24 protein-coding genes and 1 pseudogene are annotated in these 12,966 nt (G+C 68.4%); 24 read left to right on the forward strand and 1 reads right to left on the reverse strand.

The features are described 5' to 3' along the window. The 24 genes and pseudogenes from rpsJ (at window position 1) to map (ending at window position 12,376) form a co-directional block, all read left to right on the forward strand. A complete protein-coding gene (rpsJ, locus tag Q8Q85_07750; protein ID MDP3774147.1) occupies window positions 1-315 on the forward strand; it encodes a 30S ribosomal protein S10 in 315 nt (104 codons plus the stop codon). A 3-nt stretch (window positions 316-318) separates the two neighbouring features. Further along, on the forward strand, window positions 319-945 hold the full coding sequence (gene rplC, locus Q8Q85_07755) for a 50S ribosomal protein L3 (GenBank protein ID MDP3774148.1): 627 nt from the start codon (window positions 319-321) through the stop codon (window positions 943-945). Continuing rightward, a complete protein-coding gene (rplD, locus tag Q8Q85_07760) occupies window positions 942-1,841 on the forward strand; it encodes a 50S ribosomal protein L4 (GenBank protein ID MDP3774149.1) in 900 nt (299 codons plus the stop codon). Before rplC ends, rplD begins: the two co-directional genes overlap by 4 nt. Window positions 1,842-1,850: 9 nt before the next feature. Then, window positions 1,851-2,150, forward strand: a complete 300-nt coding sequence (rplW, locus tag Q8Q85_07765) for a 50S ribosomal protein L23 (GenBank protein ID MDP3774150.1) — start codon at window positions 1,851-1,853, stop codon at window positions 2,148-2,150. Window positions 2,151-2,153: 3 nt separating this feature from the next. After that, window positions 2,154-2,993: a 50S ribosomal protein L2 gene (gene rplB, locus Q8Q85_07770; GenBank protein MDP3774151.1), complete on the forward strand. Its 840-nt coding sequence runs from the start codon at window positions 2,154-2,156 to the stop codon at window positions 2,991-2,993. Then, window positions 2,993-3,274: pseudogene (gene rpsS / locus Q8Q85_07775) on the forward strand (30S ribosomal protein S19). Before rplB ends, rpsS begins: the two are co-directional and overlap by 1 nt. A gap of 81 nt (window positions 3,275-3,355) precedes the next feature. After that, on the forward strand, window positions 3,356-3,706 hold the full coding sequence (gene rplV / locus Q8Q85_07780) for a 50S ribosomal protein L22 (protein ID MDP3774152.1): 351 nt from the start codon (window positions 3,356-3,358) through the stop codon (window positions 3,704-3,706). Between the two features lie 3 nt (window positions 3,707-3,709). Next, window positions 3,710-4,369: a 30S ribosomal protein S3 gene (gene rpsC, locus Q8Q85_07785; GenBank protein MDP3774153.1), complete on the forward strand. Its 660-nt coding sequence runs from the start codon at window positions 3,710-3,712 to the stop codon at window positions 4,367-4,369. A 3-nt stretch (window positions 4,370-4,372) separates the two neighbouring features. Continuing rightward, complete coding sequence (rplP, locus tag Q8Q85_07790; protein MDP3774154.1) at window positions 4,373-4,783, forward strand: 50S ribosomal protein L16; 411 nt, start codon at window positions 4,373-4,375, stop codon at window positions 4,781-4,783. 2 nt (window positions 4,784-4,785) lie between these two features. Further along, window positions 4,786-5,004 (forward strand): 50S ribosomal protein L29, encoded by a 219-nt coding sequence (gene rpmC / locus Q8Q85_07795; GenBank protein MDP3774155.1) that lies wholly within the window; start codon window positions 4,786-4,788, stop codon window positions 5,002-5,004. Next, entirely contained in the window at window positions 5,001-5,270 is a 270-nt protein-coding gene (gene rpsQ / locus Q8Q85_07800) for a 30S ribosomal protein S17 (protein ID MDP3774156.1), read from the forward strand. Before rpmC ends, rpsQ begins: the two co-directional genes overlap by 4 nt. A 9-nt stretch (window positions 5,271-5,279) precedes the next feature. Further along, window positions 5,280-5,648 carry a 50S ribosomal protein L14 gene (gene rplN / locus Q8Q85_07805; protein ID MDP3774157.1) on the forward strand — a complete coding sequence of 123 codons (369 nt, stop codon included), beginning with the start codon at window positions 5,280-5,282 and terminating at the stop codon, window positions 5,646-5,648. 70 nt (window positions 5,649-5,718) lie between these two features. Beyond that, on the forward strand, window positions 5,719-6,039 hold the full coding sequence (rplX, locus tag Q8Q85_07810; protein MDP3774158.1) for a 50S ribosomal protein L24: 321 nt from the start codon (window positions 5,719-5,721) through the stop codon (window positions 6,037-6,039). Window positions 6,040-6,044: 5 nt separating this feature from the next. Next, the gene (rplE, locus tag Q8Q85_07815; GenBank protein ID MDP3774159.1) at window positions 6,045-6,734 is read left to right on the forward strand and encodes a 50S ribosomal protein L5; all 690 of its coding nucleotides are present in this window, start codon (window positions 6,045-6,047) and stop codon (window positions 6,732-6,734) included. A gap of 16 nt (window positions 6,735-6,750) precedes the next feature. Then, on the forward strand, window positions 6,751-6,936 hold the full coding sequence (locus Q8Q85_07820; GenBank protein MDP3774160.1) for a type Z 30S ribosomal protein S14: 186 nt from the start codon (window positions 6,751-6,753) through the stop codon (window positions 6,934-6,936). Between the two features lie 117 nt (window positions 6,937-7,053). Continuing rightward, window positions 7,054-7,452 carry a 30S ribosomal protein S8 gene (gene rpsH / locus Q8Q85_07825; protein MDP3774161.1) on the forward strand — a complete coding sequence of 133 codons (399 nt, stop codon included), beginning with the start codon at window positions 7,054-7,056 and terminating at the stop codon, window positions 7,450-7,452. 8 nt (window positions 7,453-7,460) lie between these two features. After that, the gene (gene rplF, locus Q8Q85_07830; protein ID MDP3774162.1) at window positions 7,461-8,000 is read left to right on the forward strand and encodes a 50S ribosomal protein L6; all 540 of its coding nucleotides are present in this window, start codon (window positions 7,461-7,463) and stop codon (window positions 7,998-8,000) included. A gap of 1 nt (window position 8,001) precedes the next feature. Then, the gene (gene rplR, locus Q8Q85_07835) at window positions 8,002-8,373 is read left to right on the forward strand and encodes a 50S ribosomal protein L18 (GenBank protein MDP3774163.1); all 372 of its coding nucleotides are present in this window, start codon (window positions 8,002-8,004) and stop codon (window positions 8,371-8,373) included. A gap of 3 nt (window positions 8,374-8,376) precedes the next feature. After that, window positions 8,377-8,937 (forward strand): 30S ribosomal protein S5, encoded by a 561-nt coding sequence (gene rpsE / locus Q8Q85_07840; protein ID MDP3774164.1) that lies wholly within the window; start codon window positions 8,377-8,379, stop codon window positions 8,935-8,937. Then, a complete protein-coding gene (gene rpmD, locus Q8Q85_07845) occupies window positions 8,927-9,142 on the forward strand; it encodes a 50S ribosomal protein L30 (protein ID MDP3774165.1) in 216 nt (71 codons plus the stop codon). Before rpsE ends, rpmD begins: the two co-directional genes overlap by 11 nt. Beyond that, on the forward strand, window positions 9,142-9,600 hold the full coding sequence (gene rplO, locus Q8Q85_07850; GenBank protein ID MDP3774166.1) for a 50S ribosomal protein L15: 459 nt from the start codon (window positions 9,142-9,144) through the stop codon (window positions 9,598-9,600). The genes rpmD and rplO overlap by 1 nt, the downstream gene beginning before the upstream one ends. Window positions 9,601-9,603: 3 nt before the next feature. Then, complete coding sequence (secY, locus tag Q8Q85_07855) at window positions 9,604-10,917, forward strand: preprotein translocase subunit SecY (protein MDP3774167.1); 1,314 nt, start codon at window positions 9,604-9,606, stop codon at window positions 10,915-10,917. Window positions 10,918-11,060: 143 nt separating this feature from the next. Continuing rightward, a complete protein-coding gene (locus Q8Q85_07860; protein ID MDP3774168.1) occupies window positions 11,061-11,621 on the forward strand; it encodes an adenylate kinase in 561 nt (186 codons plus the stop codon). Continuing rightward, window positions 11,621-12,376 carry a type I methionyl aminopeptidase gene (gene map / locus Q8Q85_07865; protein MDP3774169.1) on the forward strand — a complete coding sequence of 252 codons (756 nt, stop codon included), beginning with the start codon at window positions 11,621-11,623 and terminating at the stop codon, window positions 12,374-12,376. Before Q8Q85_07860 ends, map begins: the two co-directional genes overlap by 1 nt. 67 nt (window positions 12,377-12,443) lie before the next feature. Here the strand turns inward: map and Q8Q85_07870 are convergent, their stop codons facing one another. Further along, complete coding sequence (locus Q8Q85_07870) at window positions 12,444-12,965, reverse strand: GNAT family N-acetyltransferase (protein ID MDP3774170.1); 522 nt, start codon at window positions 12,963-12,965, stop codon at window positions 12,444-12,446. Between the last annotated feature and the right edge of the window lies 1 nt (window position 12,966).

The following is a 12,966-nucleotide window of genomic DNA, read 5'->3' on the forward strand; positions in this document are numbered from 1 at the left end:
ATGAAAGTCGCGGGCCGCATCCGGATCCGACTCAAGGCGTTCGACCACGCCGTCATCGACCAGGCCGCGGCGGACATCGTGCGCGCGGCGGAGAAGACGGGCGCGCAGGTCACCGGCCCGATCCCACTGCCCACCAAGCGGCAGCTGTGGACGGTGCTGCGGAGCCCGCACGTGGACAAGAAGAGCCGGGAGCAGTTCGAGCTGAAGACCCACAAGCGGCTGATCGACATTAACGACTCGCGGCCGCAGACGGTAGACGCCCTCACCAAGCTGGACCTTCCGGCTGGGGTCGACGTCGAGATCAAGGTGGAGTAGGGAATGGATTCGATCATCGGTCGCAAGCTGGGCATGACCCAGCTGTTCGCCGAAGACGGGACGGTCACGCCGGTCACGGTGATCGAGGCGGGACCGTGCCCGGTGGTGCAGGTGCGGCCGGCCCCGGCCCCCGGTGGTCACGCGCGGGTGCAGCTCGGCTTCGGCCAGGCCAGAGCCAAGCACGCCAGCAGCGCCGAGAAGGGCCACGCCGCGAAGGCCGGTCTCCCGGCGGCGCCCAAGGTGCTGCGAGAGTTCCCGGCGGCCGGCGACGCCCCGGAGCCCGGGACGGTGGTCACCGTCTCGGCGTTCACGGTCGGCGAGAAGGTCAAGGTCACGGGCATTTCGAAGGGCCGCGGGTTCCAGGGCGTGGTGCACCGGCACGGGTTCCACGGCGGTCCCGCGAGCCACGGCAACACGAAGTTCCGGAAGCCCGGCTCGGTCGGGCCCGGCACCGACCCGTCGCGCGTCATCAAGGGCAAGAAAATGCCCGGTCACATGGGCGCCAAGCAGCGCACCCAGGTAGGGCTCACCGTGGCCAAGGTGGACCCGGAGCGGAACCTCCTCTTCGTGCAGGGGGCGGTTCCCGGCTCGACGCGCGGGATCGTGACCGTTCGCAAGGAGGGCACGTGAGCGCGTTCGAGGTGATGGCCTACACCGCCGAGGGCGCGCGGCGACCGCGTACGGTGCGACTCCCCGAGGACCCGTTCGACGGCCGCGTTCACGAGGTCGTGATGCACGAGGCGGTGAAGACGTTCCTCGCCAACCAGAGGCAGGGGACCGCCAGCACCAAGACGCGCGGCTTGGTCAGCGGCGGTAACCAGAAGCCGTGGAAGCAGAAGGGCACCGGGCGGGCCCGGCAAGGCTCGATCCGGGCGCCCAACTGGCCCGGCGGCGGCACCGCCTTCGGACCGCTGCCGCGTGACTACCGCCTGGCGCTGCCGCGGAAGGTTCGGCGGCTGGGCCGGCAGTCGGCGCTCAACGCCCGGGCGCGCGAGCAGGCGCTCTCGGTCATCGAGACGCTCGCGTTCGACGAGCCGAAGACGAAGCGCATGGCCGAGCTGATCCTCCGGATGGGGCTCGGCGAGCACCAGGTCCTCGTGTTGACGAGCGAGAACAAGCCGAACGTGGTGCGGTCGGCGCGAAACCTCCAGAAGGTGGACGTGATGCGTTATATGGACGCGTCGACGTACGACATCCTGCACGCGGACGCGGTGGTGATCGAGGAGCCCGCTCTGGGCGCGCTCGAGGCCGGCGCCGAGGCGCCGGCGCAGGAAGCGCCGCCGCCGTCCCGGAAGCGGGTGCGGGCAGCCGAGCGCGCCGAGACGGCGGAGGCCGCGGCCGCCCAGCCGGAGAGGAAGAAGCCGGCGGCGAAGCAGGCCGCGCCGGCGAAGCAGGCGGAGAAGCCCGCTGCGAAGCAGGCCGCTCCGGCCAGGAAGGCCGCGAAGCCCGCGGCGAAGAAGGCCGCCCCGGCCAAGAAGGCCGAGAAGCCCGCGGCGAAGAAGCCCGGCAAGAAGAAGGGGAAGTAGGAGAGCACGATGCCAGATTTCACGCGCACCTTGATCAAGCCGGTCGTGACCGAGAAGTCCTCGGCGGCGTACGAGAACGCGAAGATCTACACCTTCCGCGTTCACCTGGACTCGTCCAAGCCGGCGATACGCGAGGCGATCGAGCACCTCTTCGGCGTCACGGTCACCGCGGTGCGCACCATGACCGTCCGCACCAAGGAGCGTAAGGCCGGCGGCATGGGCCGCGGGCGCGCGGGGCGCCGGTCGTCGTGGAAGAAGGCGATCGTCACCCTCAAAGAGGGCGACGCCATCCAGATCTTCGAGGGTTAGGCCATGGGCATCCGTCAGTTCAAGCCCGGCACGCCGTCGCAGCGGTTCCGCATCATCTCCGATTTCGCGGAGATCACGCGGACCACGCCCGAGGAGTCCCTCCTCGAGCCGCTGCGCTCGCAGGGTGGGCGCAACAACCAGGGGCACGTCACGACGCGGTACCGCGGCGGCGGCCACAAGCGGATGTACCGGCGGATCGACTTCCGGCGCGACAAGTACGGGGTGCCGGGGAAGGTCGCGCACATCGAGTACGACCCGAACCGTTCGGCGCGCATCGCCCTCATCCAGTACGCGGACGGCGAGAAGCGGTACATCATCCACCCGCGCGGCCTGCAGGTGGGAGACACGGTCAACGCGGGCCCCGGGGCGGACATCCGCCTGGGCAACGCGGTCCCGCTCTCCGAGATCCCGCTCGGCACGACGGTGCACAACGTGGAGCTCAAGCGTGGGCGCGGCGGCCAGATCGGCCGCGCGGCCGGCGCCGAGATCCAGGTGGTGGCGAAGGAAGGCGCCCACGTCACGCTGAAGCTCAAGAGCGGCGAGGTGCGGCTGGTGCGCGGCGAGTGCCTCGCGACCATCGGCCAGGTGGGCAACGCCGAGCACGAGCTCGAGAGCGTAGGCAAGGCGGGCAAGTCGCGGTGGCTCGGGAGGCGCTCCAGGGTGCGCGGCGTGGCCAAGAACCCGGTGGACCACCCCTTGGGCGGCGGTGAGGGGAAGTCCAGCGGCGGCCGGCCCCCGGTCTCGCCGTGGGGCAAGCCCGAGGGCGTGAAGACGCGCCACAAGAAGAAGGCCAGCACGAAGCTCATCATCCGCGGCCGCAAACGCGGCAAGGCGACGCAATAATGGCACGCAGCGTCAAGAAGGGTCCGTACGTCGACGAGCGGCTGCTCGGACGGGTCCACGAGATGAACGCGAAGAAGGAGAAGCGGGTCCTCAAGACCTGGTCCCGCGCCTCCACGGTGACGCCTGATTTCGTCGGGCACACCATCGCGGTCCACAACGGGAACAAGTTCGTCCCGGTGTACGTGTCGGAGAACATGGTCGGGCACAAGCTCGGCGAGTTCTCGCCCACCCGGATGTTCCGCGGCCACAGCGGGAGGCTGTCGGCGGACAAGAAGGCGAAGCTGGAGGGCGAGGGCGCCGCGCCGGCCGCCGCGGCGCCGGCAGCCGCGGCGCCGGCCGCTGGGTCCGGAGGGAAGGCGTAAATGGAAGCGCGCGCGATCCAGCGGACGGTGCGCCAGTCGCCGCGGAAGATGCGGCTCGTCGTGGACCTGATCCGCGGCCTGCCGGTGAACGAGGCGTTCTCGATCCTGAAGTTCAGCAAGAAGGGCGCCGCGAGGCAGATCTCGAAGGTCCTGCTCTCGGCGGTGTCGAACGCGCGGGAGCATTCGCTGAAGGGCGACGAACGGCTCGACGAGGACTCGCTCTTCGTCAAGACCGTGACGGTGGACGAGGGTCCGGCCCTGAAGCGGTTCATGCCGGCGGCGATGGGCCGGGCGACTCCGATCAAGAAGCGGACGAGCCACGTGAAGATCACCGTGGCCACGAAGGAGTAACTCGTGGGACAGAAGACACATCCGCACGGTTTCCGGCTGGGGATCGTCAAGCCCTGGCGCTCCCGCTGGTACGCCAACCGGGACTTCCCGGCGCTGCTCAAGGAAGACGAGCTGGTGCGCACCTACCTGAAGACCCGGCTCTCGCACGCCGCGATCAGCGACGTGCACATAGAGCGCAAGCCCGGCAAGGTGCTGGTCACGGTGCATACCGGCCGGCCGGGCGTCGTGATCGGCAAGCGCGGCGCCGAGGTGGACAAGCTCCGTGACGAGCTGGCGCAGCTCACCGGCAAGGAGATCGGGATCAACGTCGAGGAGATCAAGCGACCGGAGCTCGACGCGCAACTGGTCTCGGACAACGTCGCGCACCAGCTCGCCCAGCGAATCTCGTTCCGCCGCGCCATGAAGCGGGCGGTGCAGTCGGCGATGCGGATGGGCGCGCAGGGGATCAAGATCAAGTGCGGCGGCCGCCTGGGCGGGGCGGAGATCGCGCGGGTCGAGGGCTACCACGAGGGCCGGGTGCCGCTGCACACGCTGCGCGCGGACGTGGACTACGCTACCTCGACGGCCAAGACGACCTTCGGCACCATCGGCGTGAAGGTCTGGATCTTCAAGGGCGAGGTCGTGGAGGATTCCCGCGGCCGGACCTACAGCACGGGGGCGTAGCCGATGCTCGCGCCCAAGCGGGTGAAGTTCCGCAAGATGATGAAGGGCCGGATGCGCGGCGTCGCGGGCCGCGGGGCGACGGTCGCCTTCGGACATTTCGGCCTGCAGGCGGTCGAGGCTGGCTGGGTATCGAACCGGCAGATCGAGGCGTCGCGCGTGGCGATGACGCGGGAGATGAAGCGCGGCGGGAAGCTCTGGATCCGGATCTTCCCCGACAAGCCGATCACGAAGAAGCCGGCGGAGACGCGGATGGGCAAGGGCAAGGGCAACCCGGAGGGCTGGGTGGCGGTGGTGAAGCCGGGCCGCGTGCTGTTCGAGATCGAGGGCGTGACCAAGGAGGTCGCGCGCAAGTCGATGGCGCTGGCTTCGGCCAAGCTGCCGATCAAGACCCGCTTCATCGAGCGGGAGGGCTGACGATGGCGCTCGAGAAGCTGACGATGACGGCAATCCGCGAGATGACGGACGACGAGATCCGCGCCAAGCTCGTGGAGCTCGAGAAGGAGCGGTTCGGTCTCCGGTTCAAGTCGGCCACCGAGGTGATGGCCAACCCCATGGATCTCAGGACGACGCGGCGCACGGTGGCCCGGCTCAAGACGGCGCTACAGGGCCGCGCGTCGAAGGCGAAGGCGACATGAGCGAGCAGCAGGCGGTGCGTAACCGGCGCAAGACGCGCGTCGGCACGGTGGTGAGCGACAAGATGCACAAGTCGTGCGTCGTGTCTTTCGAGCGGAGGATCACCCACCCGCTCTACGGGAAGCAGTCAACGCGGACCAAGCGCGTGGTGGCGCACGACGAGGCCAACGACGCGCACGTCGGTGACGTCGTCCGCGTCATGGAGACGCGGCCGTTGTCGAAGACCAAGCGGTGGCGTGTGGTCGCGGTAGTCGAGCGGGCGAAGTAGGAGGGGGGCGTGGTCCAACAGGAGTCGATCCTCAAGATCGCCGACAACTCGGGCGCCAAGCGCGCGCTCGTCATCCGGGTCCTCGGCGGCTCGAAGCGGCGTTACGCCGGCCTCGGCGACGTCGTGATCGTCGCGATCAAGGACGCGCTGCCCACCGGCACCGTGAAGAAGGGCGAGGTCGCGCGCGCCGTCGTGGTGCGCACCGCCAAGGAGACGCGGCGCAAGGACGGCAGCTATATCCGCTTCGACGAGAACGCGGCCGTCATCATCAACGAGCAGAACGAGCCCCGTGCCACCCGCATCTTCGGGCCGGTGGGGCGTGAATTGCGCGAGAAGCGGTTCATGAAGATCGTGAGCCTCGCGCCGGAGGTCCTCTAGCATGCGGGTGCTGGTCCACCAGAAGAATGCGCGGCGCAGCAGGGGTCCGGTGCGGCCGGAGCGCGCCAGGATGCACATCACCAAGGGCGACCTGGTGCAGGTGATCTCCGGCGACGACAAGGGGAAGCGTGGCAAGGTCCTCCGTGCCCTGCCCAAGAAGGGCCGGGTGGTGGTGGAGGGAGTGAACATCGCCAAGCGCCACCGGAAGGCGCGACAACAGGGCGAAGAGAGCGCCATCGTATCGTTCCCGGCGCCCATCGCGGTGTCGAAGGTGATGCTGATCGATCCGAAGCTGGACCGGCCGACGCGGGTGCGCCGGCGGGTGGATCAGGACGGGACGGTCGAACGCATCGCGGTGCGCTCCGGCGAGCCGATCCCGCGGAACCGGTAGGGGCCATGAAAGACGTGAAAGAGTCGAAGGTCGAAGGGTCGAAGGGGTCGAAGAAGCCCAAGGCTGGTAAGGGCGAGCCGAAGGCCGAGGCGGCCGAGCCGAGGCAGCCCGCGGTCCCGGCCGAGCCGGCGCCGCCGGCCCGGCTCCATCTGCACTACGCACAGCACGTGAGGCCGGCCCTGGCGCGCGAGTTCGGGCTATCGAACCCGCACCAGATCCCGAAGCTGGTGAAGATCGTGCTGAACATCGGGTTCGGCGGGGCGCAGAAGGCGCCCAAGGCACTGGAAGCGATGGTGACGGAGATGAGCGCGATCGCGGGCCAGAAGGCGGTCGTGACCCGGGCGAAGAAGGCGATCTCGAACTTCTCGCTTCGGCAGGGGATGCCGATCGGCGCGACCGTGACACTGCGTGGCGCGCGGATGTACGAGTTCCTGGACCGCTTCATCAACATCGCGGTGCCGCGGGTCCGCGACTTCCGCGGGCTGCCGACCAAGAGCTTCGACGGCCGCGGAAACTACACCTTCGGGATCAAAGAGCAGATGATCTTCCCGGAGATCGACTACGACAAGGTCGAGCGCATCCACGGGATGGACATAACGATCGTTACGAACGCCAAGCGAGATGATGTGGCCCTGGCGCTGCTGCGGGAGATGGGCATGCCCTTCCACGGCGAATCGCCGGTGGTCGTGGGCTGAACCGGACGAGGAGCCGATGGCGAAAAAGTGTTGGATCGAGAGGGCCAAGCGGAAGCCGAAATTCAGCACCCGGGTGAACACCCGGTGCCAGCGGTGTGGCCGATCGCGCGCCTATCTCCGCAAGTTCGGTCTCTGCCGCATCTGCTTCCGCGAGCTCGCCCTCCGGGGCGAGATCCCGGGCGTGCGGAAGAGCAGCTGGTGAGAAGCGGGAGCCGGGAGCTGGGAGCCGTACCCTTGGCGCGGGGCCCGGGTCTGGCGCGGAAGGTCCGGCTCCCGGCTCCCGGCCGAGACGTTCGCTGTTCACAAGGAGTTCGCTAGCATGAGCATGACCGATCCCGTCGCAGACATGCTGACGCGCATCCGCAACGCGTGTCTTGCCCGGCACCGCCGGGTGGACATCCCGGTCTCCAAGCTGAAGACGGAGATCGCGAAGCTGCTGCGCGACAACCACTACATCCAGGAGTTCCAGGTACTGGATGACGGCCGGCACGGCCTGCTGCGCGTATACCTGAAGTATCACGACGGCGACCAGCCGGTGATCCGCGAGCTGAAGCGGGTTTCGACGCCCGGCCTGCGCCGGTACGTCGGGGCGCGGCAGATCCCGCGGGTCCGCAACGGCCTGGGCATGGCCATCCTCAGCACCCCTAAAGGGCTGATGACGGACCGCGATGCCCGTACCGCGCACCTGGGCGGCGAGCTGCTCGCCGTGATCTGGTAGGGGGCGGCATGTCGCGCATCGGCAGGAAGCCCGTTCCGCTGCCCCAAGGCGTCACCGCCTCCGTGAGCGGCACGACCATCGCGGTGAAAGGCCCGAAGGGCGAGCTCACGCGCACGCTGCACCGCGAGCTTTCGGTGGCGGTGGAGGGGAGCGAGGTCCGGTTGAAGCGGCCCACGGACTCCTCGAAGCACCGGGCGCTGCACGGGCTCTCACGGACGCTCGTGGCCAACATGGTCGAGGGCGTGACGAAGGGGTATGAGAAGACCTTGGAGATCCAGGGCGTCGGCTACAAGGCGGAGACCAAGCCGTACGGGCTCAACCTCGTCGTCGGCTACTCCCACTCGGTCGAGTTCAAGGCGCCGCCGGGGATCAAGCTGACGGCCGACCAGCCCACGGTCGTGAAGGTCTCGGGGAGCGACAAGGAGCTGGTGGGGCAGGTCGCGGCCAACATCCGCGCGGTCCGGCCTCCCGAGCCGTACAAGGGCAAGGGGATCCGGTATCAGGGCGAAAAGGTCCGGCGGAAAGCCGGCAAGACGGGGGCGAAGTAGCGTGAGGCGCATCAGGAAGCCGAAGACCGCAGAGCAGCGCCGCGCGCGGCGCCACGTGCGCGTCCGGCGCAAGGTCCAGGGGACGACGGAGCGGCCGCGGCTCGTGGTCTTCCGTTCGCTCAAGCACATCTACGCGCACCTCGTTGACGACACGAAGGGCCGCATGCTGTTCGGCGTGGCGGACCGGTCGGACGGGGTGACGGCGACGGACAGCGGCAAGGTAGCGAAGGGCTTCGCGGTGGGCCTGGCGCTCGCCGAGCGGGCCAAGAAGGAAGGGATCACCCGGGTGGTCTTCGACCGCGCGGGTTACGCCTATCACGGACGCGTCAAGGCGGTCGCCGAGGGCGCTCGCAAGGGCGGATTGGAGTTCTAGGGAATGGCACGAGATCAGCAGCGCGAACCCCGCCGTGACCGGCGCGACCGCGAGTCGGAGCTCATCGAGAACGTGGTGGCCATCAACCGCGTCGCCAAGGTCGTGAAGGGCGGCCGGCGTTTTAGTTTCAACGCGCTGGTCGCCGTCGGGGACGGCGACGGGCACGTCGGAGTCGCGACGGGCAAGGCGAACGAAGTGAGCGAAGCGGTGCGCAAGGCCGTGGAGGCGGCGCGCCGAAAGATGCTCACCGTGCCTCGCGTCGGCGGGACCATCCCGCACGAGGTCACCGGCACGCTGGGCGCGGGGAGGGTCTTCCTGAAGCCCGCCTCGCCGGGGACCGGCGTGATCGCGGGCGGTCCGGTGCGGGCCGTGCTCGAGTGCGCCGGCATCCACGACATCCTGACCAAGAGCCTGGGGAGCAACAACCCCCACAACATGGTGCGGGCCACGGTGGACGCGCTGAGCCAGCTCGTGACGGTGCGCCAGGTGGCGCGCGAGCGGGGCGTGGATCCGGACTCGCTGGGCTACCGGCCGCGGCAAAGCGAGGTCGCGCATGCCGGGTAGGACGAAGGCCCCGGCCTCGGCCCGCCTGCGCGTCGAGCAGGTGCGGAGCGGCATCGGCCGGCCCGCGAACCACCGGCGGACGCTGGAGGCCATCGGGCTGCGGCACCACCAGGACGTGGTGGTCGTGAACGACACGCCGTCGATGCGCGGCATGCTGTTCCAGGTGCGCCACCTTGTAAAGGTCGCGCCGGTCCAGGAGGGTTGATGGAGGAGAAGACGATCGAGCGCGTGACGCTGCACTCGCTTCGCCCCGCCAAGGGCTCGACCCACGTGGCCAAGCGGCTCGGCCGCGGGCCGGGCTCGGGCACGGGCAAGACTGCCGGCAAGGGCCACAAGGGCCAGAAGGCGCGCTCCGGCGGCCATGTGCGGCCCGGCTTCGAGGGCGGCCAGATGCCGCTCATCCGGCGCGTCCCCAAGCGGGGCTTCACCAACCCCTTCAAGGTCCGCGCGCAGGTGGTGAGCCTGGCGGCGCTCGCCGACCTCGCCGGTCGCGAGGTCACGGCGGCCGCCCTGAGGGAGGCCGGCCTGGTCCAGCACGCTGACCGGCCGATCAAGCTGCTCGCCGATGGCGACGCCCCGCAGGGTCTGGTCGTGAAGGGTCTTGCCATGTCGGCGTCCGCGCGCGCCAAGATCGAGGCGGCCGGCGGGCGAGTCGAGGAGTAAGCGGTGACCGCGCCGCAGCTGCCGAACCCCTTCAAGATCCCGGAGCTGAAGGAAAAGCTCCTCTTCACCCTGCTGTGCCTGCTGCTCTACCGCATCGGCGCCCACATCACCGTGCCGGGGGTGGACGCGCAGGCCACGATCGATTTCTTCCGGAACCAGGGAAGCCAGTCGCTGTTCGGCGTCTACAACCTGTTCGTCGGCGGCGCCCTCTCCAAGGCCACGGTGTTCGCCCTCGGCATCATGCCGTACATCTCGGCGAGCATCTTCTTCCAGATCATGGGCGCGGTCTTCCCCACGATCGAGCGCCTCCAGAAGGACGAGGAAGGCCGGAAGAAGATCACTCAGTGGACGCGCTACCTGACCATCGGACTCGCGGCGGCGCAGGCCTACGGCATCACGCTCTTCCTCGAGTCCCTTCAGGGCGCCGTGCCGCACCCGGGCTTGGGCTTCCGCATCGCCACCGCGTTCACGATGACCGTGGGCGGCGTATTCATCATGTGGCTCGGTGAGCAGATCACCGAGCGAGGGATCGGCAACGGGATGAGCCTGCTGATCTTCTTCTCGATCATCGAGCAGGCGCTGCCCGCCACCCTGCGGACCATCGAGTCGCTCAAGGTCGGCGCGCTGACGTTCCCCGGCCTGCTGGCGCTCCTGGTGGCCATGGTCCTGGTGGTGTGGTTCACCGTGGCCATCACCGTCGCGGCCCGGCGCATCCCCATCCAGATCCCGCGCAAGGTGATGGGGCGCGGCCGCATCCGCGAAGGCCAGAAGTCGTTCATCCCGCTCCGCATCAACTCCGCGGGCGTGATGCCGATCGTCTTCGCTCAGTCAATCATCATCGTGCCCGGCACGATGGTCCAGTTCTCCAGCATCGGCTTCCTGCGGGACCTCTCGGAGCTGTTCCAGCCGACCTCGTGGGTCTACTACGTGGCCTACACCGCGCTGATCGTCTTTTTCACGTTCTTCTACACGGCGATCATCTTCAACCCGGTGGATTTGTCGGAGAACCTCAAGAAGCAGGGCGGGTTCATCCCCGGCGTGAAACCCGGCTCGCGTACCGCCGAGTACATCGATCACGTGCTCTCCCGGATCACGCTACCGGGGTCGCTCTTCCTGGCGACCATCGCGATCCTTCCCATCGTCCTGCTGGACCGGTTCGGAGTGCCGTTCGCCTTCGGCGGGACGGGTCTCCTCATCGTGGTCGGCGTGGCGCTGGACACCGTGCAGCAGATGCAGCAACATATGATCCTGCGGCAGTACGACGGGTTCATGAAGCAGGGCAGGGTCCGGTTCCGTGGGAAGCAGAGGTTCATGTGAGACGGATAGGGGAGTTATGGGAGTGTGGGGAGTGAGGGGAGAGAGGGGAGTGAGGGTGAGCCCTTTCTCCCCCTTCTTCCCTAACTCCCCTTTCTCTCCTATCTCCCCTATCTGTCGTAGTCGCCCCACCCAAGAGGGCCGCCATGTACGCAATGATCCTCGGAGCCCCCGGCTCCGGCAAAGGCACGCAGGGCAAACTCCTCGCCGAACACCTTGGCGTTCCGCAGGTGTCCACCGGCGACCTGATCCGCGCCGCGATGAAACAGGGCACTCCGCTGGGAGTGAAGGCCAAGGGGTACTATGACCAGGGCCTGCTCGTCCCCGACGAAGTGATATTCGGGCTGATCCAGGAGATCCTCGACTCGCCGGCGGCGGCGAAGGGCGTCCTGATGGACGGCTTCCCCCGCACCATCCCGCAGGCCGAGGCCGTGGACCGGATGCTGGCGGTGAAGCACGCCAAGGTTGACCGAGTGGCACTGCTCGAGGTAGATGAGGAAGAGCTGGTGCAGCGGCTCCTGGGGCGGGCGGCCAAGGAAGGCCGCAGCGACGACAACCTCCAATCCATCCGGCAGCGCCTCAAGGTGTATCACGCGCAGACGGCGCCTCTCATCGCATATTACGATGGCCAGGGCGTGGTTCACCGGGTGGCGGGGAGCGGCGGCGTAGACGAGATCCAGGGACGCATGAGGGAGGCTGTGAGGTAGTGATCACGGTGAAGTCGGCGCGGGAGATCGAGACGATGGCGCGCGCGGGCCGGATCGTGGCCGGCGTGCTGGACCTGGTCCGGTCGCGTGCCGTCCCCGGCTCCTCTACCTGGGAGCTCGACCGCATCGCGGAGGAGTTCATCCGCTCGCACGCCGGGGCGACGCCGTCGTTCAAGGGCCTGTACGGGTTCCCCGCGACCCTCTGCACCTCCATCAACGCCGAAGTCGTCCACGGCATCCCCGCCAAGAGGCGCGTCCTGGTCGATGGCGACATCGTCAGCGTGGACGTCGGCGTGTGCGTGGGCGGCCTGCACGCCGACAGCGCGATCACCGCGACCGTCGGCGAGGTCTCGCCGGCCATCCTCGCGCTCCTCGAAGCCACGCGGCGGGCCTTGGCGGCGGGGATCGGAGCGGCGCGGGCGGGCGCGCACGTGGGCGACATCGGCTTCGCGGTGCAGCACGTGGCGGAGAGCGCCGGCTATTCGGTGGTTCGCGAGCTGGTAGGCCACGGGATCGGCGCGCAGTTCCACGAGGAGCCGCAGGTGCCCAACTTCGGCCGGCCCAAGCACGGCGCCCGCCTCATCCCCGGCATGACCATCGCCATCGAGCCCATGATCAACGTCGGTGGCCCGGAAGTGCGCACCCTCGGCGACCGCTGGACCGTCGTGACGCAGGACGGCTCCCTCTCGGCCCACTTCGAGCACACCGTCGCCATCACCGAGAACGGGGCGAGGATCCTGACCACGGCGGGCTGATCGCGGCGCCCCGACCGATCAGGGGGCGCCTCGGGGAAATACCGCCGACCTCATCCTATTGGCAACGTCAGGGGGAAGCGGACTCGACGGCATGTGATTCCCTCTTGTATGGGACGAAGCCGCGACCCAGGTAGTTCGGCAGAGCCGCCGGGCTGTCGAGGGTGCACGTGTGCAGCCAGACCCTCGAGGTGCCGATCTCCCACGCCGTTTCTACCGCGCAACTCAACAGGTGCTTCCCAAGTCCCCGGCCAAAGAACTCGCTCAGAAGGCCGAAGAGCGCGATTTCAATGGACTTGTCCGCATCTGTTCGTAACTCGAAGAACCCGGCCAACTTACCTTCGTAGCGCATCAGCCACACCCCGAATCCAGGCTGGGTCAGGTACGCATCAAGCTCGTCGTCGCTCCAAACCAGCCGGTCTAACCAGTGGCATGCTTCCCCCACCTCCCGGTACAGCGTCTTTGACTGCTCGACGCTGCAACGCGGCACTCGCTCGAGGGTGACCTTGGGATCCTCGAGCTTGGCAGGCTGAAAAGCCGCGCGGCTGCTGAGTTCCAGGTAGGTTCGGATGACCTCCGTCTTCGGGCTCATC

The organism is Gemmatimonadales bacterium (assembly GCA_030697825.1).
Taxonomy (GTDB): Bacteria; Gemmatimonadota; Gemmatimonadetes; order Gemmatimonadales; family JACORV01; genus JACORV01.

Bases quoted from the DNA above. Each gene is read 5' to 3' on its own strand.
- rpsJ (MDP3774147.1), top strand. From the start codon at position 1: ATGAAAGTCGCGGGCCGCATCCGGATCCGACTCAAGGCGTTCGACCAC.
- rplC (MDP3774148.1), top strand. From the start codon at position 319: ATGGATTCGATCATCGGTCGCAAGCTGGGCATGACCCAGCTGTTCGCC.
- rplW (MDP3774150.1), top strand. From the start codon at position 1,851: ATGCCAGATTTCACGCGCACCTTGATCAAGCCGGTCGTGACCGAGAAG.
- rplB (MDP3774151.1), top strand. From the start codon at position 2,154: ATGGGCATCCGTCAGTTCAAGCCCGGCACGCCGTCGCAGCGGTTCCGC.
- rplV (MDP3774152.1), top strand. From the start codon at position 3,356: ATGGAAGCGCGCGCGATCCAGCGGACGGTGCGCCAGTCGCCGCGGAAG.
- rplP (MDP3774154.1), top strand. From the start codon at position 4,373: ATGCTCGCGCCCAAGCGGGTGAAGTTCCGCAAGATGATGAAGGGCCGG.
- rpmC (MDP3774155.1), top strand. From the start codon at position 4,786: ATGGCGCTCGAGAAGCTGACGATGACGGCAATCCGCGAGATGACGGAC.
- rpsQ (MDP3774156.1), top strand. From the start codon at position 5,001: ATGAGCGAGCAGCAGGCGGTGCGTAACCGGCGCAAGACGCGCGTCGGC.
- rplX (MDP3774158.1), top strand. From the start codon at position 5,719: ATGCACATCACCAAGGGCGACCTGGTGCAGGTGATCTCCGGCGACGAC.
- rplE (MDP3774159.1), top strand. From the start codon at position 6,045: ATGAAAGACGTGAAAGAGTCGAAGGTCGAAGGGTCGAAGGGGTCGAAG.
- Q8Q85_07820 (MDP3774160.1), top strand. From the start codon at position 6,751: ATGGCGAAAAAGTGTTGGATCGAGAGGGCCAAGCGGAAGCCGAAATTC.
- rpsH (MDP3774161.1), top strand. From the start codon at position 7,054: ATGAGCATGACCGATCCCGTCGCAGACATGCTGACGCGCATCCGCAAC.
- rplF (MDP3774162.1), top strand. From the start codon at position 7,461: ATGTCGCGCATCGGCAGGAAGCCCGTTCCGCTGCCCCAAGGCGTCACC.
- rpsE (MDP3774164.1), top strand. From the start codon at position 8,377: ATGGCACGAGATCAGCAGCGCGAACCCCGCCGTGACCGGCGCGACCGC.
- rpmD (MDP3774165.1), top strand. From the start codon at position 8,927: ATGCCGGGTAGGACGAAGGCCCCGGCCTCGGCCCGCCTGCGCGTCGAG.
- rplO (MDP3774166.1), top strand. From the start codon at position 9,142: ATGGAGGAGAAGACGATCGAGCGCGTGACGCTGCACTCGCTTCGCCCC.
- Q8Q85_07860 (MDP3774168.1), top strand. From the start codon at position 11,061: ATGTACGCAATGATCCTCGGAGCCCCCGGCTCCGGCAAAGGCACGCAG.
- Q8Q85_07870 (MDP3774170.1), bottom strand. From the start codon at position 12,965: ATGAGCCCGAAGACGGAGGTCATCCGAACCTACCTGGAACTCAGCAGC.